Source organism: Rouxiella sp. T17, assembly GCF_036663475.1.
In the GTDB taxonomy this organism is placed as follows: Bacteria; Pseudomonadota; Gammaproteobacteria; order Enterobacterales; family Enterobacteriaceae; genus Rouxiella.
Map to the genome: position 1 here is coordinate 193,361 of NZ_JAWUEA010000040.1, position 21,275 is coordinate 214,635.

Below are 21,275 nucleotides of genomic sequence, written 5' to 3' on the forward strand. Positions count from 1 at the left end.
ATGAGCCTGGCGTCGCTGTTCGTTATATGCCGCTTCGTGCATTTTGTGTCGATGATGCAACTGTTTGGCGCCTGTGTTTTCACTCGCTTACTGTCGCCGGAAGGTTTTTCCGCTATCCTCGCGCGAAAAAATCAGACCCTGATTATCACCTCGGCGACCATATCGGCCTTATCCGCCGTGCTGTTGTTGGCCGTGCAGGCCGGCGTAATGGGTAACGGCTGGCCGGATGTTCTTCATCTCGACGTCTGGCTGCTGGTGTTAACTACCACTTTTGGCGACGTGTGGCGCTGGCACATGCTGCTGGCGGCACTCGCGCTGTTAATCTTGCTGATTGACGGGCTGCCCGGACGTTTTCTGCTGGCTATTTTGCTCAGCGGCGGATTATTGATAGGGCAGGCGCTGATTGGCCACGCCGCGATGCATGACGGCCTGCGCGGATTTTTACAGCGCACCAATCATGCCGTTCATCTCCTGAGTGCCGCCTATTGGTTTGGGAGTCTGGTTCCGCTGCTGACCTGCATGGCTTACACCCATTTGCCCGCTACGCGCCAGGCGGCCATTGTGACGCTGCTGCGTTTCTCGACCTTCGGACATATTGCCGTCGCGTTAGTCGTGCTGACCGGCATTATAAATAGCGCCATGATCCTTGGCCGCTGGCCGATTCACCTACATTCTCCCTACGAATTTTTGCTGGTGTGCAAGGCCGCGCTGGTGCTGCTGATGGTCGGCGTGGCGGTGTATAATCGCTATCGATTAGTGCCTCAACTCGCGCTGCATGCCGATAAAACTCAGCGTCAGATGATTGCCGTTTGCTGGTTCGAGTTTGGATTAGCACTACTGGTGATTGCACTGGTCAGCCTTTTTGCTACCCTGTCACCCAATTAATGAACGCGCCGTATTCCGCATCAAGAATTGAACAAGAAAGATTAACGAGGAAGAGTCATGAAAAAAACACTGCTTGGGTGCCTGTTATTGACCCTGTCTGCCAGCAGCTTTGCAGCCCCGCAGGTGATTACCGTCAGCCGCCTGCAGTTTGGCAAGGCGTGGGCGTTTACCCGTGAAGAAGTGATGCTGCAATGTCGCCCGGGCAATGCCTTATTCGTCATTAACGACAGCACGTTGGCGCAGTATCCACTGAATGACGTCGCGACGCAGATGGTCAAGGAAGGCAAATTTAGCGCTCTGCCGCTGAGCACTATCCAGCTGGACGACCCGCAAAATCCGGGTCACAAAATGAGCCTTGCGCCATTTATCGAGCGCGCCCAAACCCTTTGTTAAGATAATTTCGCAGAGGCTGACACCATCGGCCTCTGACATATCACCCTTAAGTCGCCTCATTTCTACGACAATTGATAAATTTTTCGACACTTTTTGCGGTTCAGCTCACAAATCTAAATTCATTTCACTCAGTTATTATCACTTCCTGACAAACCCGCTGGAAAACCCTAACGCCTCGTCTACGCTTTAAAGTGTAAGGCTTAATCGCCTGCATCAATGCCAACTTTTAGCGCACGGCTCTCTCCCAAGAGCCATTTCCCTAGACCGAATATAGGAATCGTATTCGGTCTTTTTTTGCCTTTTTTTTAATCAACCGCTTGTTCTATCATCAAACTTTTCATAACCAATGAGGCCCACAATGGGCCTTTTTCTTTTTAATGTTCCTAGTCAGATAATATGTGAGAAAGTCATCACAATATATATTAGTAATTACACCTAGCTAGGCTGGTTAGAGCTTTCATTCATGGTGACGTAGATTTCCCACTTATCAATTAGTCGAAGACCAAGCATCCCGTGGGGAATGTAGCCAATATTGAACTCTTTGTAGCTGTCGGACGCACTATTTGCTATTACAGATGGGCGGGCGTAGGAGCGGCAAATGTGAAATTAACGTAGGGATATGAGTCACTAACCAAATCACTTTGATATATAAATCATTGAATTAAATATAATTAAAGCAGTTAGTTACTGATATCGCTATTCTCCACCAGTATCGAACCTGCCTAAGTTTTTGCAAAAGACTAAAAAGGGCTATGAGGTTTACTACATTGATGAAGAGTATTTTGCCACACATGCCTATTTAGTGTATAAAATCGACAGTAAGACTCATGGTGTTATTGCTCCTCGACATACCATGCATATTGAAACATATATTTCCTATCTGTCAGCAACACAACTATTCTGGGAGGTGCTAAAAAATGAAGAAAAATTTAAACCAACAAAAATTAACTAGTTTTTTACAAACCACACCCCGTGCCGGTGAGCTGAACAGGTATTGTAAGGAACGCATCGCATCAGGAGAAATTTCTGGTGATGACCTTATCTTGTATCTCGATGATATAGTTAATAATATTCCACTACCTGAGACAGTCCAAGCAGATGTTTATAACGCTCTCGATGCACTTGCGGGCCTATGTCATCCAAGTAGCTATGTTGGCGAAGGCAATTATGGTTATATTCATCATGCTTAAACAAGTTAAGTTAAGCCATATCATTGACTTAATATAAGAACTCCGAAGACCCAGCAATGACTGGGCTTTTTTTATGGAATAATCCAATTTTATCATTAATACATTAACTAACTCTCCCCATGTAAGTCGGCATCCATTATGCAGGCTCTTTGCGACCCTACCTACTAACCCTCAAACTTGGTCTTTAAAGCCCTTTGTATTGATCGAATCTATTTAAATAGCCACTTTATATATTTATTTAATCCGATCTGCTCATTTAAAAATAATATAAATACTCTTTCCGAAAAGTAATTGTTAAATTTGAGAGGCGTTTTTTACTTAAGTTAAATTTGCGTGCTGGAAACTCTGTACTACGCTTATGTTGCTCGCATGATTATTTCTGCAATTAACATTTCATAAGGATATAAAATGGGTATCTATTTATCAGCGAATTATAGAAAGCAAAAATCTAAATTAGTGGTTACGAGCCTATTTACCGTGTTCGTAATGTCTTGGACGAGTTCGGCATTTGCCGCTCCAGCCACGGTTATTGCAGGTAACTGGTCAGAAGAGCAAGCAGAATCACGCTCTGACTTCACATGCCCTGCAAATCAAGTCATTGTTTCTCGTGAACATACTGGGGATGAAAACGGTCGTACCCGCTATAAATGCGCCACAGTATCGCAAGATGGAAAGGCCTTTACCACTAAGGACGCGCAATGGTCAGAGAGTATTAAAGAGTCGGCTGGGACGTATTATCAATGCCCTGAATCTAGCCCGGTAATGACAGGTCGAAAACATTCTGGCGATGAAAATGGCAACACTCTTTATCAATGCTCTACTCTAATTAACGCTTCGGGCCAAACTGTAAAAGTCACTGATGGAAAATGGTCAGAAAATCTACAAGAAAATCATTCTTCCTTTGAGTGTCCAGCGAACACGGTGATGATTGGGCGTGAACATTCAGGGGATGAGAACGGTAATACGAAATATTATTGTGGGCAGGTCAATTAAAATATAATCGCTTTATCCGATGTATAAATCACCGCTGATATTTCTAAAATAGTTTGGTGGAGATTAGCCATAGTTAAAGACAGCCGATTTCCATTGGTCCTCCCTTAGCTTTCAATCATGTGAAGGGGGGACTTCGCATGATACGGCTGGTTTTCGAGTCTTAATTGATGCATCGAGGCCCTAAACGCCGTTCCCGACTAATTCCCTCTGCCTGAACTAAAAAACCTTCCTTACATCTAGTCATTGTTACCCAATCTAATCCGAATCTTATTAAGGTAAACCCTCAAGTTGTACAAGCGCTAATATCAAAAAATTTTATTATTAATCATTAATATAGATATTATTTAACAACTTATTGACCTCCGACCACACAAAATACTTCGTTTAAAGTTGTACAATTAACTAAATCTTGTATAACTTTGTGGGGTGGCAATTAGTCACACGTAACGAAGGTGCTTTGCGCCGCCTCTGAAGGGATTACGGAACTAAACTTTCAGAGGTATTTTTTTATGTTTTCTTGTCATCATCCGATAATCAACAGCGCAGTTTTTCTAACGGTGTTTTTGATAACATCGGAATAATAAAATCCTCAGCTTTGCCCAAGCGTTTTTCTCGCTCACACTCGACTACCGAAAAAATAATTCGGACTCCATCAAAGAATCGCCGTTAGCTGCTATTTACGTGCTGTGACGGGTGAAATGTATCGGTATTCAGATCTGGAAAAAAGGCGTTAGAGCTTATATATGAAAATAACAATTAGGGAGGGAGTTTTGCAGGATGGAAAAGTAAATATTCATCACAAGGCGCGAACTACAGCAGCCTTGTGATGGGTACTGTCATACTAAATCGTCGGGTGTACGGAACACAACGGCTTCTAACGCATTACGATAGATATCTAATTTAACCACGTCGGATTCAGTTTCCAGCAAGGCAATCAGTCTAATCATAATGGCTTTATTGGTTACCAGTCGACCGCTGGTCGCTAATTCTACTTTTATGTCTTGGATAACGTCATATTCACTTGGAAAAGCGTGTGCCGTAAAGCGTGTCTTTTCATATTCTACAAAATTCATTTCCGACATTTTATAACCCTCAAAAGGTAGTCAAAAAAATACCACTAAAGGTGGAAATCAACGTGGCACCTTCAGTGGCAATGCAAAGCATCTTCGTTACAAGCTCCAATAGAGCTGCAACAAACTTATACAAAAACCTCTTCTTGTACAACTTTTAAATGAACTATTTGTGCTCAATGGCGTGTTTTTTTAACCTTTAGTTATCTTTAGTTATAAGGAAGGCGTGAAAACGAGATTTACGTTGTATGTAAAATACACTGGAAGAAGTGAATTGAAGCTATCCTGCTGATTTTTAATGCTTAATCTACGGTTTAAAATTAATGAAGAAAAAGCTTCTTCAACTGAGAATTATTCCTATCCACATCATTCTTGTTAAGCTTTTAGACCTTGTACAACTTCACTCCTGCCGTCAGCGCCAAGTATTCTAGTTATCAAAAATAAGGGGTGCAAAAAAGCTCGCGCAAGTTTTCAGCTATTTATTTAGGAATCAGACAGTTCCTAGGCTAAAACCCTTCTTTTGTAGGTTTATTGCACGTTAGATGTTTCACCGCGTGATGATGGGTAACTTTTTCAAAATATAGGCCCCTGCTGCAAATAATTATCGTCTTATGTTCTAAGCTTAAATTGTTGAATGTTAACAAACTGCACCAGACAGTTATGTTTGAGTCACTATCTCATCGAAAAGGAACTAAAAATGAGCGATGTAATTTTTGAACAGGCACCAATGAAACTTATTACGCGATTCACCTTGGGAGATAACGTATCGCTGGTCACTTTTCCTGTAGGTAATCCGCCCGTTAGCTATCGTTTGGAAGCCAAGATTGTGGAGACCAACGACAATAATTTCGTCGGTGAAGTTACGAAAGTCGAGCCCGTTGGTCGTGACTCTTTCGAGCAGCACCACTTTCATTTAGGCGGCCACGTGGAGTTTCAGGCGGAAAATATTCTCGGTAACGCACCATAAGAGAATAGGGCGTTATCAATTTCCGTTACATTAATGGCCTTATTTATTCACTGCATTGGCGGTATCTTCCCCAGCCAATGCAGATTGAAATCAGATATCGCCGATTCAAGCGCCACAATTACTCTGCCACGTTTAGCACTGTGAACTTTGTATCGCTATGTTGGCGATAGAACCTTCTCGTGTTTATTCGCGGAGATCCAAGCGTGAAAAAAATTATCCTGATTTGTGCGGCGCTGGCGATGGCTGGCTGTTCATCGGGCCCTTATGAGCCAACCCAGCAGGTATTGCAAGCCTACAGCGCCAGCAAGCCTGATACCACTAAAGTGCGTGTCCACCGCAAGCCTCAATTGTCGGGTTCCATTCTTGACGAAAGCTGCCCGTTGATTGTTTATGTCGATGACAAAGAGGCAGCGGGTTTGCAGAAAAATCAGTATGCCGACCTTTATATACCCAACGGCGTTCACGCGTTAAAAGTGAAATTTTCCTGCGCCATCACGCCAATAGACAAAGCGATGACGATAGATCTGGATGGCACGCCGCAAAGTTATGAAACGGCGCTTAATTCACTGCACCGCTACATCTTGACGAGAGTTAAATAAAATCATGTCCCTGATTGAGCAAGAAGAAACCCTGATCCTGGTCGACGAGCAGGATAATAATGTCGGCGTCGGTCCTAAAATGCAGGTTCATTTGCAGGGGGCACTGCATCGCGCATTTTCAGTGTTTATTTTTGACAGTCAGGGACGATTAATGTTGCAGCAGCGCGCCAGCGGTAAATACCATTCTGGCGGACTGTGGACCAACTCCTGCTGCGGTCATCCACGCGTCGGGGAAAGCAATTTACAGGCCTCGACTCGCCGACTTTATGAAGAGATGGGATTTACCTGTGCGTTATCCGAGGTCGACCAGATCCTTTATCGGGTCGATGTCTCAAATGGTCTGGTAGAGAACGAATACAATCACACGTTTGTCGGCTTATTCGACGCGCTTCCCGCACTTAATCCACAGGAAGCCGAAGGTTGGCAATGGATGACGATAGAAGATGTTTTTAAAGCCGTTGAACAAAATCCCGCGCAGTTTACCGCCTGGTTTAAAGCCATTCTGGCGCATTTTGGGCAACAGACTATTCAGCGCTGGGCGCAGAGTTTTCAGCATCGTTAACTGAAATTAGCGTTTTGCCGTTTTTCGCGGCTTCGGTACGAATAATGTCGTGCAGCTTTCCATCGCGAAAATGCAGGGCCACGCCGTCGTCGGCAGCATAAGCCAGCGGCAGACTTTGCTCCTTCAGCAGCGTCATAAACGACTCTTCTCTGCCTTCTTCCGCACCAAAATGTGGACACATTACGCCAGCCAGCAGGCCTAGTCCGGGCACCAGCGAATACCCGCCGCTCGAATCTGAATGTCCCAAATCAAACCAGCAAATCGCTCCCGCACTGACACCACACAGCACCGCGCCATGCCTCAAGGCCGATTTTAGCTGCTGATCGATAGAAAACTCGCGCCAAACGGCCATCATCGCGCGCGTATTGCCTCCCGCCACAAAAATCACGTCGGCCTGAGAAATCAGCTCATCAATCTCCTTAACCGAATGATAAGGCGGGCGAAATATCGACAGCACGCTAACTTTGTGTCCGGCCGAGGCGAATTTTTTCTCAAACTGTTCGATTCTCTGCGCGTCGTCACCGCTTGCCGTGGTGATATAGAGAATCTGCGGATCTTCCTTTTGAGTTAAGGAGAGGACATAGCTGTCAATCGGGGTAATCTGCTGCAAATCGGCCGCGGTTTCTCCGCCGATGGCAACGATATTGGCCTGCTTGATACCTGTGTTTTCAGAGTTGGCTTCCATCTTGACCTCTTTTTAAGTAAATCGCATATCCTTCACTATAATAGAAAATTCGGAATGTCATCGTCGCCAGAGGAGCAAAGGGTATGCGTTATATCCTCTTAGCGTTAGTCATATTGGTCACCGGGTTTGCCGTTTATCCCTGGTTACAGAGCCAGCTTCCCGCGCGGTACAACCCTTTCGCCCCATTATCGGTAACCGATCCGCCCGGCCTGATTACCCAATATAAACTTAAAAGATTAAGTAATAATCATGACGCCTGTATGGCAGTGCTCGAGAGCGCCAAGGCCGAAGGCCTGCTGAATTTCCAAAGCGTAGGCAATAGCCGCGGCCAGTGTCCATTAACCGGCGCGGTGCGGATCCAGAATTTTGGCAAGGTGTCGTTGAGTTCAAGCTTTTTGGCCAGCTGTCCGCTCGCGGTAAGCACCACGATGTTTGTCGCGCAAGCCGCCGCGCCGAGTGCCGAAAGAGTGTTTAAGCAAAAATTGCTGCGCATTGATCATCTCGGCAGTTTTGCCTGCCGCAATGTTTATCATCGCGCCGAGGGACGATTAAGCGAGCACGCCACCGCCGACGCGCTGGATGTCGCAGGATTTAGAATGTCGGGGGGAGAAAATATCACCGTCGCCGCAGGCTGGAAACGCGAGGGCAATCCGTCGAACTTCCTGCACGAGGTATTTAAGGAAGGCTGCCCGTTCTTCGGCAATATTATTGGACCGGATTACAATGCAGCGCATGCCAATCACTTTCACCTTGGCATGCGCTGGTTTGGATTCTGCCATTAAATCAGGCAGCTAAACGCGTTTAATCCGCCAGATAGCGCTCAACCAGACGCGTCCAGTAAGCGACGCCAAACGGCAGGCTGTCGTCGTTGAAGTTGTAGGCCGGATTGTGCAGCACGGCGCTGTCGCCATTGCCGAGGCGCAGGAAGCAGCCCGGCTTCTGTTGCAGGAAATAGGCGAAATCTTCGCTGCCGGAAATCGGCGGCAAATCGGCGACTACGTTCTCTTCACCCAGCAATTCCTGCGCAACGCGCGTTGCAAATTCAGTTTCCTGCTGGTGGTTAACCAGCACCGGATAGCCCGGCACATAATCAATCTCGGCACGCGCGCCGTAGCCTTCGGCGTGGCTGGTCACCAGCGATTTAATGCGTTGCTCCAGCACCTTGCGCACGCCGGTATCAAACGAACGGACGCTCATTTCGAGACGCGCGGTGTCCGGAATAACGTTGGCAGCAAAGCCGGAATGCAGGGAACCAATGGTGATCACGGCAGTCTCATTAGGGTCGATATTGCGCGAGATAATGGTTTGCAGGGCGACAACCAGACTGCTGGCTACGAGAATTGGGTCGACGGTCATGTGCGGGCGCGCCGCGTGACCGCCTTTACCGTGAATGGTGACATTTACCGTGTCGCAGGCTGCCATAAACGGCCCCGGACGGAACATCATTTTGCCTACCGGATAACCCGGATGATTGTGCAGGCCGTAAACCGCGTCGCACGGGAAGCGATCAAACAAACCTTCCGCCAGCATACGCTCGGCACCGCTGTTGAAACCAATCTCTTCGGCAGGTTGGAATATAAGATGCACGGTGCCAGTAAAGTTACGGCTGCGCGCCAACTGTTCGGCCGCGCCAAGCAGCATGGTAGTGTGACCATCGTGACCGCAGGCGTGCATTTTACCCGGGTTTTGGCTGGCGTACTCGAGGCCGGTCAATTCGGTGATAGGCAAGGCGTCCATGTCGGCACGAATGCCGATGCTGCGGGTGCCGCTGCCCACTTTCAGCGAGCCGACAACGCCATAACCGCCGACGCCGGTGGTGACTTCAAAGCCCAGCGCGTGCAGCTTGTTGGCAACCAGTTCAGCGGTTTTGGCTTCTTCGTTTGAAAGTTCAGGATTTTGGTGCAAGTGTTGGCGAATCTCACGCAGGCCGGGTTCGAGGTCGGCTACGTCAGCAATGGTGCAAGGATTTTTATTATTCATGGCGGATAATATGTCTCTTTTTAAGAGGATAAACCCGGTCGTGCCGAGTCCGTTGTGATGCCATACCAGCATGCAATGTCTTGCGGCGCGTGGCAAGAGGCTATCAACCGACGAGCGACAGAAGGGAGAATCCGCCTGAATCTGCTATAAAATAGAGAGAACAATTTTGCAAAACGCGCCGCTTGGCGCAGCCTGTCGGGCAATGAAAACTTACGCCCATGGCACATTACTTACCAGGCAGCACAGCATTTGCATGGCGTAAGGTTTTTGGGTTGTGAAAAGCGGTAACAAAGTGAAAAGCTTTTACGTCGCAAAATGAAAGAGAAGCGCATAATGTCGGTTTTCTACCCACTTAGCGCACGATAAAGTATTTTGATACTTAAGCCGCTAATAAAGTAGCTGCTTTTTCTTGCGCAAGCTGACACCCTATAAGAAACAGCGAACGACATTCCATTGAGCTTGATTAATATCGAATTTTCGCTGCCTGCTGCGCCCTGAACTACAGGACGGCCAGCGCCATACTTTTCATCATCTATCAGTCAAAAGGGAATCGGATGATTTATTCCGAAACACTAAAACATGTCATGAATTTCAGTGCATTGGCGCTGGTTCTCGGGTCAGCCTGTTCAGCACCGGCCTTTGCCGACGACGCGTGGCTCAAAGCCTGCGCGGTGGCGAAAACGGCAGACAGCTGTCAGCAGCCTTTAAAGCAGGGTCTGGCACCGGTATTAATGGGATCCAGCCGCGAATCGCAAGGCCTGTGGGGCTTTATCGACGCCTCGGGCAAGATGATTATCGAGCCGGCTTTCCGTGAAGCCCACGGCTTTGCCAACGGGCTGGCCGCCGTTAAAAAAGATGACCTGTTTGGCTATATCGATGCAAAAGGCAAGATGGCGATTGCGCCACGCTTTACCCGCGCCACCGATTTCAATGCCAAAGGCACGGCGTTGGTTGTTACCGATAACCGTCTGGCGTTAATTGATCGTCAGGGCGCGATTATCAAAACGCTGCCGTTTGCCACCTCGCTGGACTCCGACGGTTTCAGTCGCGGGCAATCGCTTGCAAGCATTAAAACGCAAATCGCGCCGGCGCTTTGGAGTGCGAACAATGGCCGTTCTGTTTCATTACCCGACGACGTGATGAATCTCGATGAGCCGCAGTCTGGTTTGATCCCCGCCCAACAGCGCGACGCCGCGCAGAGTGGTTATTGGGGCTATCTCGACGAAAACGGCGAATGGGTGATCGACCCCATGAAGCTGAAAACCCGCAATCAGCCGCTGCTCAACGGCGACGTGATTGCCGTTAAGGGTAAAACGACCTGGAGCTTTGTTAATCGCGAAGGCGTGAGTCTGAACAAAGAGCAGTATAAATCGGTTAAGCCTCTGCAATCAGGCAGTTGGCTCGTGGTGACGGCCAATAATGCTCAGCAGTTACTCAACAATAAATTAGAAAAAAATCAGGATTTACCGGCCGATCAGGCAGACGATTATCAGCCTTGGGGCAATAATCTGCTGGGTAAAGGCAGCAAAGGGCTGGTGATGATCGCCGCCGACGATCGTTTGATAGCGATTAAAGCCAACAAGCCGCAACTGCTGGTTCAAAATAACAATCTGTGGGTCCAGCAGGTTGACGGGCGAGGCGAAAATCGCACGCCGCAGCTGGTGCAAATCTATGACCAAAATGGGGTTGGCCTGCTCACCGCCGCCACCTTAAGCGCGCTAAATGATTACACCGTGCAGCCACTTAACGCGCATCCGTTAGATGAAAACGCGGCTAATCAAAACGCGCTAGATGGACAAGCTAACAGTTCATCTTCAGGCCTGCCGCTGGCACTGTTAACGCCTACAGACAAAAGCAAAAAGCCCGCTATTTTGACCGCCAAAGGCGAGATTTACAGTGATCCACAGTGGAGCGAATTTGCCGCGCCGGGTCAGCAAGGGCCGCTGGTGGTGAAAACCGAAAACGGCATGCTGGGCGCAGTGACCGCCAACGGTCAGTGGCTCATTGAACCAAAATTCAAGCAGATAACGCCGTTTGACGGCGCGTACAGCTGGGCCACGGGCGTTGACGACAAAAACGCCGAAAGCCGCAAAATTATCGATGCGCAGGGTAACGTGGTCGACATTCCAACCCGTATTCTTCAAACCGTGCAGCAGATTTCTGACGGCGACCTGCTTTATACCGAAGGCAGCAATGACCAGCGCCGCTGGGGCATTTGGGATATCGCCAGCAACAGCGCCAAAATTCCGGCCCGTTTCACTCAGCTTGAAGCCTTCCACGACGGCGTAGCGATCGCCAAAAGCGCCGAAGGATGGGGCGTTATCAATCAGCAAGGCCGTTGGGCCATCGCGCCAGACGCTGCGCACGCCGGAAAACCGCAGTTTGTGGGCGATCACGTCTATGTCATTGCCGACAGCGACACGCCGAACGAGCAGGGTGATAACTCTCGCCGTTACAGCCTTTATAGCGCGGTAACCGGCTTGGGGCTCGCTACCGATTTGCTGAACTATCCACAAAAAGTCGGTGATTCTCACTGGTTGATTCGTCCGGCAACCGGCGGCGTCGCACTTATGGATGACGACGGTCGCGCCGTAGTCAGCAAGCAGATCGCGCCAGAATCGGTACGCATTCATGGCGATTGGGCGCTGCTGGGCTTTGGCCCGCACATTGGCGCAATCGACAGTCAGGGAGATTGGCAAATCGCGCCGATTTACTCTTCGCCGCTGAATTTTGTTTCCCCGCAGGGCTGGGCCAGTGCGCAGAGCGATGGACACACCACGCTGATTGATGCCAACGGCGTCGAACCTTTAGACAGCAAGCCCCTAGACGACAACTCTTTAGCCAATATTAATAACGCCCAGCCGCTGGCCTCGATGGACCGTATCGCCCTTAACGATGACAGCAGCGGCGAAACCGTGTTGCTGGATACCCAGGGCAATGAAATTCAGCGTTACGCGGGCGTAAACAGTCTGGCGACCGCGCAGGCGAGCGAAGGCATGGTGCCGTTGCGCGGCAGCAACGGACTCTACGGCTTTATCGATGCTAACGGTAAGTCTTTGATTGGTCCTTACTTTACTCGCGTTGGCGCCATGAAAGAGACGCGCGCCACTGCCGTTAAGCAGGATACTTACGGCCAGCTAGTGGGTTATATCAATGGCACCGGCAGCTTTACCACGCTGCCGAAATTCGAATGGGCCACTGATTTTAGCGAGCAGCGCGCGTGGGTCGCGGCAAAAGGACGGGTAGAGCTGATTAATGCCGACGGCGCCGTGCAGGCGCAGTTGGTGCTGAAATGTAATCAGCGCGTCATTCTCGATGGCGCAGGCAAGCAGACCTGGCCCGCCAAAGCAGTCAATTGTGCAGCACCGGCACAGAACGGAGGTGCGCAATGAGAACCCCTAATTCGATGAAATCAAAAAATATTTTACTCTTGTCACGCGCAGTGCGACAGGCGCTGACGCTGGGCGGCGCGGCGGGACTGATGGCGTTGACGCTTCCGGCGCACGCAGCTGCACAGAGCGCCTGCTTTGGGCCTTCGTCAACTACTGACGTTGCCCAACGTGCCGAACTGGCGCTGCCGCCGACGCAAAATATCTGTATTGGCACCATGAGCGAAAATCGTGCCGCCGTGCTGTTGCCCGCGGCCGATCAGGCTATCGACGACGTCGCGCTCGCCAAAGATCTTGGCGGCCATCGCTGGGGATTCCTCGACAATCGCGGTCAACTGGTGATTAAGCCGCTGTTCGAGCAGGTACGTGATTTTCATTACGGGCTCGCCGCCGCCAAGCTTAAAGGAAAATGGGGCTTCATAGACGCTACCGGAAATTGGGCGATTCAGCCGACCTTTGATCAGGCGGAAGATTTTACTCAGGTTGAGCTGGCGCTGGTAGAAAACGCCGGTAAATCGCAGCTTATCGACCGCAAAGGGCAAACCGTCGGCAAGCCGCTCGACGCGCTGGTTGATAGCGTGCAGCTCGGCGATGGCAATCCGGCGCGTCTTGCGCTGAGTTATAAAACCGTGCTGCTGTCGCCTGACGACCAGCGCCACGTCGCCACTGACAAGATGGAAGTTATTCAGCCTTTCGGCCAAAGCGGCCTGTTTATTGCGCGTGACGCTGATAAAGGCTTCGGCATTGCCGACGGCGATTTGGCCTGGCGCGTCGAGCCACAGTTTAGCGCCATTCAAGTTAGCGACAGCAACAGCGCGCTTGCGATGGCGACGACACCCGATGGCGTAGCGCTTATTCGTGCCGACGGTTCACGCGTCGAAAAAAGCTATCAGTCAGTGATCGCCTTAAACGGCCAGTTTTGGCTGGCGAAAAGCGCCGATAAAAATAGTCTGCTGGATAACAGCGGCAACGAGATTGCCGCGTTGAGCGACGAAGCTGCCGCGAGCCTCACGGTGCAGGGCGATTTCCTGTTGGATAACAGCGGCAAAGAGAGTCTGGTGGTGTATGTGCCGGGGAAAAAACAGCCGCTGAATCTGCCAAAAGAGAGTCAACCGCTGGAGCAATCGACGGGCGGATTCCTGCTGACCACGCGCGGCGAGCAACATCACGTTAACGCGATTATCTCTCCCGAAGGCAACCTGATTGGCGGCGCACAGCCTGCCGGATGGCTGGCGCAAATCAGTCGCGCAGAAGTGATTAATCAGCGACTTTGGCTGCACGGTGCCGACGGCAAAATCGTCAATCTTATTGATAACGCTGGCAAACCTCTGCTAAGCGCCAAAAATGTGGCGACGCTGGGTGATTATCTGCTTCAGCCATTAACGCCTGCGCAGAGGGATAATAATGCCCCGCTGGCGCTGATCAAGCCCGATCTGCAAGATCTGCAAAACGACGGCGCTGGATTTATTCGCGCCGACGGGGCGGTCCAGCTTGAAAGCAAATGGCAGGATATTCAGCCCGCCAGCGCTAAAACGGTTGAGAGCAGCGAGTCGACAACGGGCCTGACGCAGCAGTTTATTGTCAGAACCGCGCAGGGCACCGGCATTGTCGATGCGCAGGGCAAGGTGCTGGTGCCGACTACCGAAGACAATATTGCGCCGTTTGTTAACGGCTATGCGTTCGATTATCTCGACGGAAAACTCTCCGCGCTCGACGCCAACGGTAAACATTTTGCGCTGCCGAACGCCTTTGAGCTGCAATCGCTCGGCAACGGCTGGTTCCGCTTCCGCCAAACCGCCGCCGAAGGCGCGCTGTGGGGCATTTTTGACGCCGTGCATCAGAAAGTGATCGCCGCGCCAAGCTACATGTCGGTCGGCGATTACGCCAACGGACTGGCAAACGTGCAGCTGCCGAATGCGCAGTGGGGCATTATCGACGCCGAAGGCAAGCCGCTGGTGACGCCGGATTACGCCAACGTTCGCCGTATCAACAACGCGCTGTGGCAGCTTACGCTTCCGGCAAAAAGTGATGATCAGCCCGCCGCTGAAATTCGGTCGCAGATTATCGCCAACGACGGCAAGGTGCGCATCGACCTGACCCGTGATTTAAGTGTTAATCAGTTTAACGATGGCCGTATTCTCGCTACCTCCGGCGAGGGACAGTCGTGGCTGCTGAACGCGCAGGGCGACATCGAACTGCACGAACAGCAGACGCGCATTTCAGCGGTAGGCGATTGGGTAAAACTCTCGCGTCAGCCGCAGGTGGGCTATCTCAATGCGCAGGGCGGCTGGCAGATTGCGCCACAAACGCAGCTGGGTTCCGCCTTTGTGAATTCGCGGGCGCTGCGCGTGCTGTCGCAGGGCGCGGAGCTTATCGACGAGAAGGGCGCGCGCGTGGCTGCGATGCCGGAAGGCAACTGGACGCTGCCGCCAAACAGTGAAATGTCGGTTTCTCACGACCCAGACGACGACGCGGCAACCACCCGCTATGTCGATTCCACGGGCAAACTGGCGATCACCGTTTCCGGCGTTGGCAGCCTGATGCAGGGCGGCATGGCGGTACTCGACAAAGCCGACGGCAGCAAAACCTGGATCGACACGCAGGGTCATCCTTCCGCCGCGATCAATTACCCCGATTTGGGGCTGATTTCTCAAGGCTTGGCGTTTGCCCGCATCGGCAACGATTACGGTTACGTTAATGCGCAGGGCAGCTTCGTCATTCCGCCGGTGTTTAACGCGGTCGCGCCATTTAACAGCGGCGTCGGCATTGTTTCGACCGCACAAATGTCGATGATGCTCGATGCTACCGGCAAACCGCTGGCGCGCGTCGACAGCGAATGTGGCGTTCAGGTGCTCTATGACGGCGGTAATCAGCGTCAGTGGCCGCAAAAAATGCCGGTCAAGTGTGACTGATCGTTTGATGAACCCCGTGGTTTTCGGGGATTTCGTGCTAAAATTTACAGGTAATCCCCGTAAACCAATTAATAAGAAAGGATAAATTATGCCCGCTCAACTTCCGCAAAAGTACAAAGACGCCGAGCGTTGGTCTTTTGGTGACAACGAGGCGCAGGCTGATGATTTGGCGAAAAAGGTCATTGAAGGGGTGAAAACCGCCACCTGCGCCAATCTGGATGATGACGGTACGCCGGAAGTGGGCGAAGTCTTCGTGATTGTCGACGGCAGAAATCACCCGGTTTGTGCGGTCAAACTGACCGAAGTGAAACAGGTGCCGTTTGATTTAGTAACCGAAGACCACGCCTTGGCCGAAGGGGAAGGCGATCGCACGCTGGCCTCGTGGCGCGCCGAACAGCAGCGCTTCTTTGAAGCCTACGACATGTTCGAGCCCAATATGCCGTTACTGCTAATGAAATTTAGTCTGGTAGAAACCTTCTAAATTACCCACCGGCCAGCCCTCAACGCTGGCCGGTTTGCTGTTATATCTACACTGTTGTTATGTCTACACTGCGGTTGTGCCGAAACCAATGTTATGCCGAAACTGACGTTCAGGAGTCCACGCCTTATGCTTTCTGCATCCCACTTCTCATCTTCTCTTCTTTCTGAACAGCCTCAAAACTCAACCGAACAGCCTCAAATTCCCTATTTTAGCCAGTGGGAATCTCCCTCTTCTGCGCCCGATATCTTGAGTCGCAGCAAAGGATTGGAAGAGATCAGCGAATGGCCGCAGTCTGGCGCGCTGTCGCAGGAAGAATTTATCGAATGGGCCAACCACGTCTGTGGGATGTGCTGCCTGAAGATGGCGCTGGCGGCGAAAACCGGAAAAGTGGTGCCAATTCTCGAGCTTACGCGCCGCAGTTTGCCTTATGGCGCTTACGTGCGTGAAGGCGAAAATATTCGCGGGCTAATTTATGCGCCGTTTGTCGCCTTTTTAAAGCACGAGCTGGATATTGCAGGGCAGGTGAGAGTTGAGATGGCGGTCAAAGATATCGAAGCCGAGCTGGCAGAACATCAGTTTTTTATCGCGTCGGTACATCCGGGCATTCGTCATCCGGACATTGCGCCACCTTGCACGGGTGGCCATTTAGTGTTGGTGACGCAGGTTGAAGCTGGCGTGATAACTTTTCATAATCCGTCGGGCCACGATGAAGCGACACAGTCTTACGTCCGGCTGCCCATTAGCCAATTCGGCCAGTTCTTTGCCGGACGCGGCGTGGCTTTGATGGCAAAATCCTCGTCGTGATTATGAGAAGTGAGGATGGCGAAAAGTTAAAGGTTTATTTCCCAACCCGCATTATCCATTCGTCATTCTGACTGTCATATTTCTCTTTGTATAACAGCGAGTCACGCCCGTCGACAATGGCGGGCACGCTGACATCGTCGTCCCATCCGTCAAGCTGCATGCATAAACCTGGGTCCGATTTGCACGGGATCACCAATTTGTTGCCGCCCTCAGAATCTGTACCGCCTTTGGATTCCGATGAGAGGAGTTGTGCGTCGTCAATCTTGAAACTACCGATTTGTAAGCTGGATTTACCCATAATAATTCTCCTGTTCAAGCTATGGCGGCAGGCACAAACCCGCGAATTGGTTTTCTATCGTGATTATTGAGCATAGTTGAATGAACAAAGAGTGCTATAAGAAAACTCTAACAGGGGAAGGGTGGCAGGCTGAGTTCGTGGACAAAAAAAACGGGCCTCCGATTTGAGGCCCGTTGATTCGACTTATTTTTTTGAATAATCAGTATTCAAGAAGATCAGTTTTTCGGGATAGCGGTGCCCCATTCTTGCCAGTCTTTCGGCTCTTCCTGCATCAACAGGAAGTGACGGCCTGTCGAGGCCTTAGGCGCCACGGGAATGGTCGGTGGCGTAGCGAAAGCAATGCCGCCGCGAATAAACTGCTGGAAGGTGCCGCTCTTAAAGCTGCCACCCGTTAAACCAAATTGCAGGTTGTAGCCCGACGCCAACCAGAAGGTGGTGTTATCGCGCACCAGATATTGATATTTCTTACTGATTCGCAGGGAAACATTCACGCGGTCGGCCATTTCTCCCAGATTAAATCCGGTCACGGTGCCGACTTCAATGCCACGGAACAGCACCGGCGTACCGATTTGCAGCGAGCCAACTTCGGTGGCATCCACCACAATCGCCAGCCCGTCGGTATAGCGCGAGTCGGTGATGGTCGCGGTTTGCAGATCAAAGGTGCGGTTCGGCGGACCACGCCCCGCTTCGACATTAATGTAAGGCTGCAACAGCGTGTCGAGGTTCTGCACGCCCGCCGCCGATATCTCCGGCGTGACAATCGAGAAGCGAGTACCAAGGCGGGCAAAATCGTCGACGTATTCCGGATACAGCACCGCCTTCGCCGCCACCTGATTCAGGCGCGGATTCAGTTTCAGCGACTCAACCTGCCCGATGGTAATGCCGAGATAGCGAATCGGCATGCCCGGCGATAGCTTGCTGGCGTCATAAGTGTTGAAAGTAATCTGGCTGCCCACCGCGCGGGCCGCCGTTTCGTTATCATAAAGCACGCGTTTTGCCCCTTTACTCAGGGTCACGCCTTCAATGTTATCGAAACTTATCGCACCTTTCAGTGCGCGATCCAGCGGCGAAGCCTGAACGGTCAGCCCGCCGCCGTTAAGCTGCACCTTCGCGCCGCCTTCGGCCCAGAAAATAGTCTTCGGCGTCAGCAGGTTGCGATATTCAGGCTGAACGTAAACGTCGACCTCGAACTCATTGGCCTTCGGACGAACGTTAACAATTTCGCCGACCTGGAATTTGCGATACAGCACCACGGAACCGGTCTGCACGTCAGGAAGACTTTTGGCGGTCAGCGTCAGCGTGGTGGTCGGCTTTTCGCCCAAAATTCCCTGTTCGGCTTTTTCGGCGTTGCTATACAGCGGATACTGACCGGAAGGCGCGCCTTTACTGCCCGGCATGATACGAATACCGCCGTCGATCCACTCCTGCGCGCTGGCTCCCAGCACTTCCATGCCGTCGACGCCCAGTTTGACATCAAGACGGCTGTTGACCACAAATTTGCTGTCCTGATGAACCAGATTCTTGTACTGCGATTTCACCGCGACGTTAAACACAATGCCCGCGTCGGTGAGCGTGCGATCAAGCACTTGGCCGACCATAATACCGTGCAGAATCAGGGGCTGACCGGCATCGATGCCGTAGCTTTGCGGCGCAATCAGTTTCAGCGTCAAAACGCCCGGGTCTTGTAACATCCGCTGGCTGCTGTCGAGCACGGTAAAGTGATTTTTCGGCTCGCCTTCGCCCGGAATAAGCTCTAACGTATTGCCCGTAAGTAATTGAGAAAGCTTGGCATTGTTCAGGCTCACGCGCGGGCTGTTCATCTCGATGCGCGTGCCGGTGCGCAGCAAATCGATGACGGAAGGGTCAACCGTCAGCTTGCCTTTCACCTTGTTGTCGGCTTGCAGGATGACATCGGTCAGCGTACCCACCTGTAATCCCTGATACATCAACGGCGTGTGATCGGCGCTCAGCCCGTCGCCGCTCGGCAAGTCCAGCGTCACTTCTACGCCGCGCTGGCTTTGCGCCAGATCCGGGTAAAGTTCGTAAGACTGTTCGGCCTTGGCGGCTTTACCGTCGGCAGGGGAGTCGAGGGCAATCGCGCCATTCACCAGCGCGGCTAAACTCTCCATCTCGACTTTCACGCCGCTCAGGCTGAAATTGCCTTTAAAGCCCGAAACGTTCCAGAAACGGCTGGTATCTTTCACCAAATGTGCAAAACGCTTGTCGATCAACACGTCAATGGTGACGCCGGTATTGGCCGGTTCAATGTCGTAGTCGTAAACTTTGCCGACCGGAATTTTGCGGTAATAAACCAGTGAACCCGTGCTGAGCGAGCCTAAATCTTTGGCGTGAAGATGAATCATTAATTCGCCGGTATTCAGGCGGAATTTTGGCTGAGTATCGAGCGCGGTAAAGTGATCCTGCTCCTTGCCGGTGCCCGGCATCATGCCGATATAGTTACCGCCAACCAGCGCGTCGAGCCCGGATATTCCCGCCAGAGAAGCCTTAGGCGTCACCAGCCAGAACTGCGTGCCTTCGCGCAGCGAATCGGACAGCTCGCTCTTGATACTGACTTTAACCTGGATGGTGTTCAGGTCTTTACTCAGGCTGATAGACTGGACAGTACCGACTTCAACGCCCTGATAACGCACAGGTGTTCGCCCAGCAACGATGCCCGCCGCCGACTGGAAATCGATAGTGACCGTGTTGCCCTGTTCCTGATAGTTGCTCCAGATTAGCCAGCCGGCAATCAGCAACGCGATGAACGGCAGCAGCCAGAAAGGGGAAATCCGGCGTCTGTTTTTGACTCGTGCTTCAGTCGGAATATTCGGTGTGTCTTGTTGCATGTGCATCCCAAATCAGGCGGCTGTCCAGCCATTCAACGGCCAGAATAGTCAGTATCACGGCGGAGCCAAAGTAAAACGCAGCCGGACCCATGGTAAACGAGAGTAACTGGTCGCGGTTGACCAGTGACATCATCAGTGAAATAACGAACAAATCCAGCATCGACCAGCGGCCAATCCAGGTAATCAGGCGCAGCAGGCGGATACGGGTCTTTAATCCCTGATGCGCTTTAAAATGTATACTTATCAATAACGTCAGCAGGACAATTACCTTAACAAAAGGCACCAGCACGCTGGCGATAAACACGATAGCGGCGATCGGAATACTGCCCGAGGTCGCGAGCGATACCACGCCCGAGAAAATGGTGTCTTTCAACTGCTGACCGTTGGCATAAATCACCGAGATAGGTAATAGATTAGCCGGAATTAACAATACCATCGCCGAAATTAGTGCGGCCCATGTTTTTTGCAGGCTGTGCTTGTAACGTTTGACCATTCTTTGATGGCAGCGCGGGCAGCGACCGCGCGTGTCGGGCAGGCCGGTAAACTTGCACGATAGGCACAACACCAGCGATTCAGGCACGCATTTTGGCCGACGCTGCGGATAAAACTCCTCCCAAAGCTGCTCGACGTTAAGATTAATTTGCGTGAGGGTGACCAGAATCGCCATCGAAATATAGGCCACCAGCGCGACGCCCATGTCGATGTCGGCATACTCCTTGACCTTGATGCACGCCACGGCCATGCCGATCAGGTAAATGTCGAGCATCACCCAATCTTTTAAACGATCGAGCATGAGCAGCACGGGCCGAAGATTCATGCCATATTTACTGCCAAAATAGAGATACAGAATCGAGCAGACCAGCGTCAGCGGCGCGCCGATAGTGCAAAAGGCTACCATGCTGGCGGTGAGCGGCGACCCCTGACTCGACATCTGCCAAATCCCCTCAAACAGGCTGGCGTCGATGCGCGTGCCGAGCAGGCGAGCGCTGATTAAAGGTTCGGTATAGGCGAACGGCATCAATAGCAAAATGCTGATAGCTATCACCATCAGGCGGGGAAGCGAGCAAACTTTGCCTTTTTCGACTTTACTATTGCAGCGCGGGCAGTGTGCAGTTTGAGTTCTGCGCAACGCCGGCATGGCAAAAAGGTAGTCGCATTCGCGGCAGCGCTGGTAGCGCGGCTCCGGCAGCGGGCCTGACATTGTTCGTATTTTCATAGGAC

18 protein-coding genes are annotated in these 21,275 nt (G+C 51.3%); 12 read left to right on the forward strand and 6 right to left on the reverse strand.

All coding sequences use genetic code 11. From position 1 onward, the window contains the following. From copD to SC206_RS18705, 4 genes are all read left to right on the forward strand, one after another. Positions 1-885 carry a copper homeostasis membrane protein CopD gene (gene copD / locus SC206_RS18690; RefSeq protein WP_332739613.1) on the forward strand — a complete coding sequence of 295 codons (885 nt, stop codon included), beginning with the start codon at positions 1-3 and terminating at the stop codon, positions 883-885. Positions 886-942: 57 nt separating this feature from the next. Next, the gene (locus SC206_RS18695; protein WP_332739615.1) at positions 943-1,278 is read left to right on the forward strand and encodes a YebY family protein; all 336 of its coding nucleotides are present in this window, start codon (positions 943-945) and stop codon (positions 1,276-1,278) included. 917 nt (positions 1,279-2,195) lie between these two features. Continuing rightward, positions 2,196-2,468: a hypothetical protein gene (locus SC206_RS18700; RefSeq protein WP_332739617.1), complete on the forward strand. Its 273-nt coding sequence runs from the start codon at positions 2,196-2,198 to the stop codon at positions 2,466-2,468. A gap of 408 nt (positions 2,469-2,876) precedes the next feature. Next, a complete protein-coding gene (locus SC206_RS18705) occupies positions 2,877-3,461 on the forward strand; it encodes a hypothetical protein (protein ID WP_332739619.1) in 585 nt (194 codons plus the stop codon). Positions 3,462-4,297: 836 nt separating this feature from the next. Here SC206_RS18705 and SC206_RS18710 read toward each other — a convergent pair. Further along, complete coding sequence (locus SC206_RS18710; RefSeq protein ID WP_332739621.1) at positions 4,298-4,543, reverse strand: biofilm development regulator YmgB/AriR family protein; 246 nt, start codon at positions 4,541-4,543, stop codon at positions 4,298-4,300. 685 nt (positions 4,544-5,228) lie between these two features. Here SC206_RS18710 and SC206_RS18715 point away from each other — a divergent pair. The 3 genes from SC206_RS18715 to idi all read left to right on the forward strand — a co-directional run bounded on the left by SC206_RS18715 (position 5,229) and on the right by idi (position 6,659). Continuing rightward, a complete protein-coding gene (locus SC206_RS18715; protein ID WP_332739623.1) occupies positions 5,229-5,498 on the forward strand; it encodes a hypothetical protein in 270 nt (89 codons plus the stop codon). Positions 5,499-5,701: 203 nt separating this feature from the next. Beyond that, positions 5,702-6,097 (forward strand): hypothetical protein, encoded by a 396-nt coding sequence (locus SC206_RS18720; RefSeq protein WP_332739625.1) that lies wholly within the window; start codon positions 5,702-5,704, stop codon positions 6,095-6,097. A 4-nt stretch (positions 6,098-6,101) separates the two neighbouring features. Beyond that, positions 6,102-6,659 carry an isopentenyl-diphosphate Delta-isomerase gene (idi, locus tag SC206_RS18725; protein WP_332739627.1) on the forward strand — a complete coding sequence of 186 codons (558 nt, stop codon included), beginning with the start codon at positions 6,102-6,104 and terminating at the stop codon, positions 6,657-6,659. Here idi and SC206_RS18730 read toward each other — a convergent pair. Continuing rightward, on the reverse strand, positions 6,622-7,344 hold the full coding sequence (locus tag SC206_RS18730; protein WP_332739629.1) for a peptidase E: 723 nt from the start codon (positions 7,342-7,344) through the stop codon (positions 6,622-6,624). The two genes, idi and SC206_RS18730, sit on opposite strands and share 38 nt — an antisense overlap. Before the next feature lie 83 nt (positions 7,345-7,427). Here SC206_RS18730 and SC206_RS18735 point away from each other — a divergent pair, with 83 nt between their 5' ends. After that, complete coding sequence (locus SC206_RS18735) at positions 7,428-8,126, forward strand: extensin-like domain-containing protein (RefSeq protein ID WP_332739631.1); 699 nt, start codon at positions 7,428-7,430, stop codon at positions 8,124-8,126. Between the two features lie 19 nt (positions 8,127-8,145). On the opposite strand, the gene SC206_RS18740 is transcribed toward SC206_RS18735, so the two are convergent. Further along, a complete protein-coding gene (locus tag SC206_RS18740) occupies positions 8,146-9,324 on the reverse strand; it encodes a M20 aminoacylase family protein (RefSeq protein WP_332739633.1) in 1,179 nt (392 codons plus the stop codon). A gap of 554 nt (positions 9,325-9,878) precedes the next feature. On the opposite strand from SC206_RS18740, the gene SC206_RS18745 reads away from it, so the two are divergent. The 4 genes from SC206_RS18745 (at position 9,879) to SC206_RS18760 (ending at position 16,910) form a co-directional block, all read left to right on the forward strand. Continuing rightward, the gene (locus tag SC206_RS18745) at positions 9,879-12,716 is read left to right on the forward strand and encodes a WG repeat-containing protein (RefSeq protein ID WP_332739634.1); all 2,838 of its coding nucleotides are present in this window, start codon (positions 9,879-9,881) and stop codon (positions 12,714-12,716) included. Continuing rightward, a complete protein-coding gene (locus SC206_RS18750) occupies positions 12,713-15,625 on the forward strand; it encodes a WG repeat-containing protein (RefSeq protein WP_332739635.1) in 2,913 nt (970 codons plus the stop codon). The genes SC206_RS18745 and SC206_RS18750 overlap by 4 nt, the downstream gene beginning before the upstream one ends. Before the next feature lie 88 nt (positions 15,626-15,713). Next, entirely contained in the window at positions 15,714-16,106 is a 393-nt protein-coding gene (locus SC206_RS18755; RefSeq protein ID WP_332739637.1) for an ASCH domain-containing protein, read from the forward strand. A 126-nt stretch (positions 16,107-16,232) separates the two neighbouring features. Next, positions 16,233-16,910 (forward strand): hypothetical protein, encoded by a 678-nt coding sequence (locus tag SC206_RS18760; protein ID WP_332739639.1) that lies wholly within the window; start codon positions 16,233-16,235, stop codon positions 16,908-16,910. A 34-nt stretch (positions 16,911-16,944) separates the two neighbouring features. Here the strand turns inward: SC206_RS18760 and SC206_RS18765 are convergent, their stop codons facing one another. The 3 genes from SC206_RS18765 to yebS form a co-directional block, all read right to left on the reverse strand. Then, entirely contained in the window at positions 16,945-17,208 is a 264-nt protein-coding gene (locus tag SC206_RS18765) for a DUF1480 family protein (protein ID WP_332739641.1), read from the reverse strand. A 215-nt stretch (positions 17,209-17,423) separates the two neighbouring features. Then, positions 17,424-20,054, reverse strand: a complete 2,631-nt coding sequence (locus tag SC206_RS18770; RefSeq protein WP_332739643.1) for a PqiB family protein — start codon at positions 20,052-20,054, stop codon at positions 17,424-17,426. Continuing rightward, entirely contained in the window at positions 20,023-21,270 is a 1,248-nt protein-coding gene (gene yebS / locus SC206_RS18775) for a membrane integrity lipid transport subunit YebS (protein ID WP_332739645.1), read from the reverse strand. The genes SC206_RS18770 and yebS overlap by 32 nt, the downstream gene beginning before the upstream one ends. Between the last annotated feature and the right edge of the window lie 5 nt (positions 21,271-21,275).

Excerpts from the sequence above, each read along its gene's own strand:
- copD (WP_332739613.1), top strand. The coding sequence starts at position 1 with ATGAGCCTGGCGTCGCTGTTCGTTATATGCCGCTTCGTGCATTTTGTG.
- SC206_RS18695 (WP_332739615.1), top strand. The coding sequence starts at position 943 with ATGAAAAAAACACTGCTTGGGTGCCTGTTATTGACCCTGTCTGCCAGC.
- SC206_RS18700 (WP_332739617.1), top strand. The coding sequence starts at position 2,196 with ATGAAGAAAAATTTAAACCAACAAAAATTAACTAGTTTTTTACAAACC.
- SC206_RS18705 (WP_332739619.1), top strand. The coding sequence starts at position 2,877 with ATGGGTATCTATTTATCAGCGAATTATAGAAAGCAAAAATCTAAATTA.
- SC206_RS18710 (WP_332739621.1), bottom strand. The coding sequence starts at position 4,543 with ATGTCGGAAATGAATTTTGTAGAATATGAAAAGACACGCTTTACGGCA.
- SC206_RS18715 (WP_332739623.1), top strand. The coding sequence starts at position 5,229 with ATGAGCGATGTAATTTTTGAACAGGCACCAATGAAACTTATTACGCGA.
- idi (WP_332739627.1), top strand. The coding sequence starts at position 6,102 with ATGTCCCTGATTGAGCAAGAAGAAACCCTGATCCTGGTCGACGAGCAG.
- SC206_RS18730 (WP_332739629.1), bottom strand. The coding sequence starts at position 7,344 with ATGGAAGCCAACTCTGAAAACACAGGTATCAAGCAGGCCAATATCGTT.
- SC206_RS18735 (WP_332739631.1), top strand. The coding sequence starts at position 7,428 with ATGCGTTATATCCTCTTAGCGTTAGTCATATTGGTCACCGGGTTTGCC.
- SC206_RS18740 (WP_332739633.1), bottom strand. The coding sequence starts at position 9,324 with ATGAATAATAAAAATCCTTGCACCATTGCTGACGTAGCCGACCTCGAA.
- SC206_RS18745 (WP_332739634.1), top strand. The coding sequence starts at position 9,879 with ATGATTTATTCCGAAACACTAAAACATGTCATGAATTTCAGTGCATTG.
- SC206_RS18750 (WP_332739635.1), top strand. The coding sequence starts at position 12,713 with ATGAGAACCCCTAATTCGATGAAATCAAAAAATATTTTACTCTTGTCA.
- SC206_RS18755 (WP_332739637.1), top strand. The coding sequence starts at position 15,714 with ATGCCCGCTCAACTTCCGCAAAAGTACAAAGACGCCGAGCGTTGGTCT.
- SC206_RS18760 (WP_332739639.1), top strand. The coding sequence starts at position 16,233 with ATGCTTTCTGCATCCCACTTCTCATCTTCTCTTCTTTCTGAACAGCCT.
- SC206_RS18765 (WP_332739641.1), bottom strand. The coding sequence starts at position 17,208 with ATGGGTAAATCCAGCTTACAAATCGGTAGTTTCAAGATTGACGACGCA.
- SC206_RS18770 (WP_332739643.1), bottom strand. The coding sequence starts at position 20,054 with ATGCAACAAGACACACCGAATATTCCGACTGAAGCACGAGTCAAAAAC.
- yebS (WP_332739645.1), bottom strand. The coding sequence starts at position 21,270 with ATGAAAATACGAACAATGTCAGGCCCGCTGCCGGAGCCGCGCTACCAG.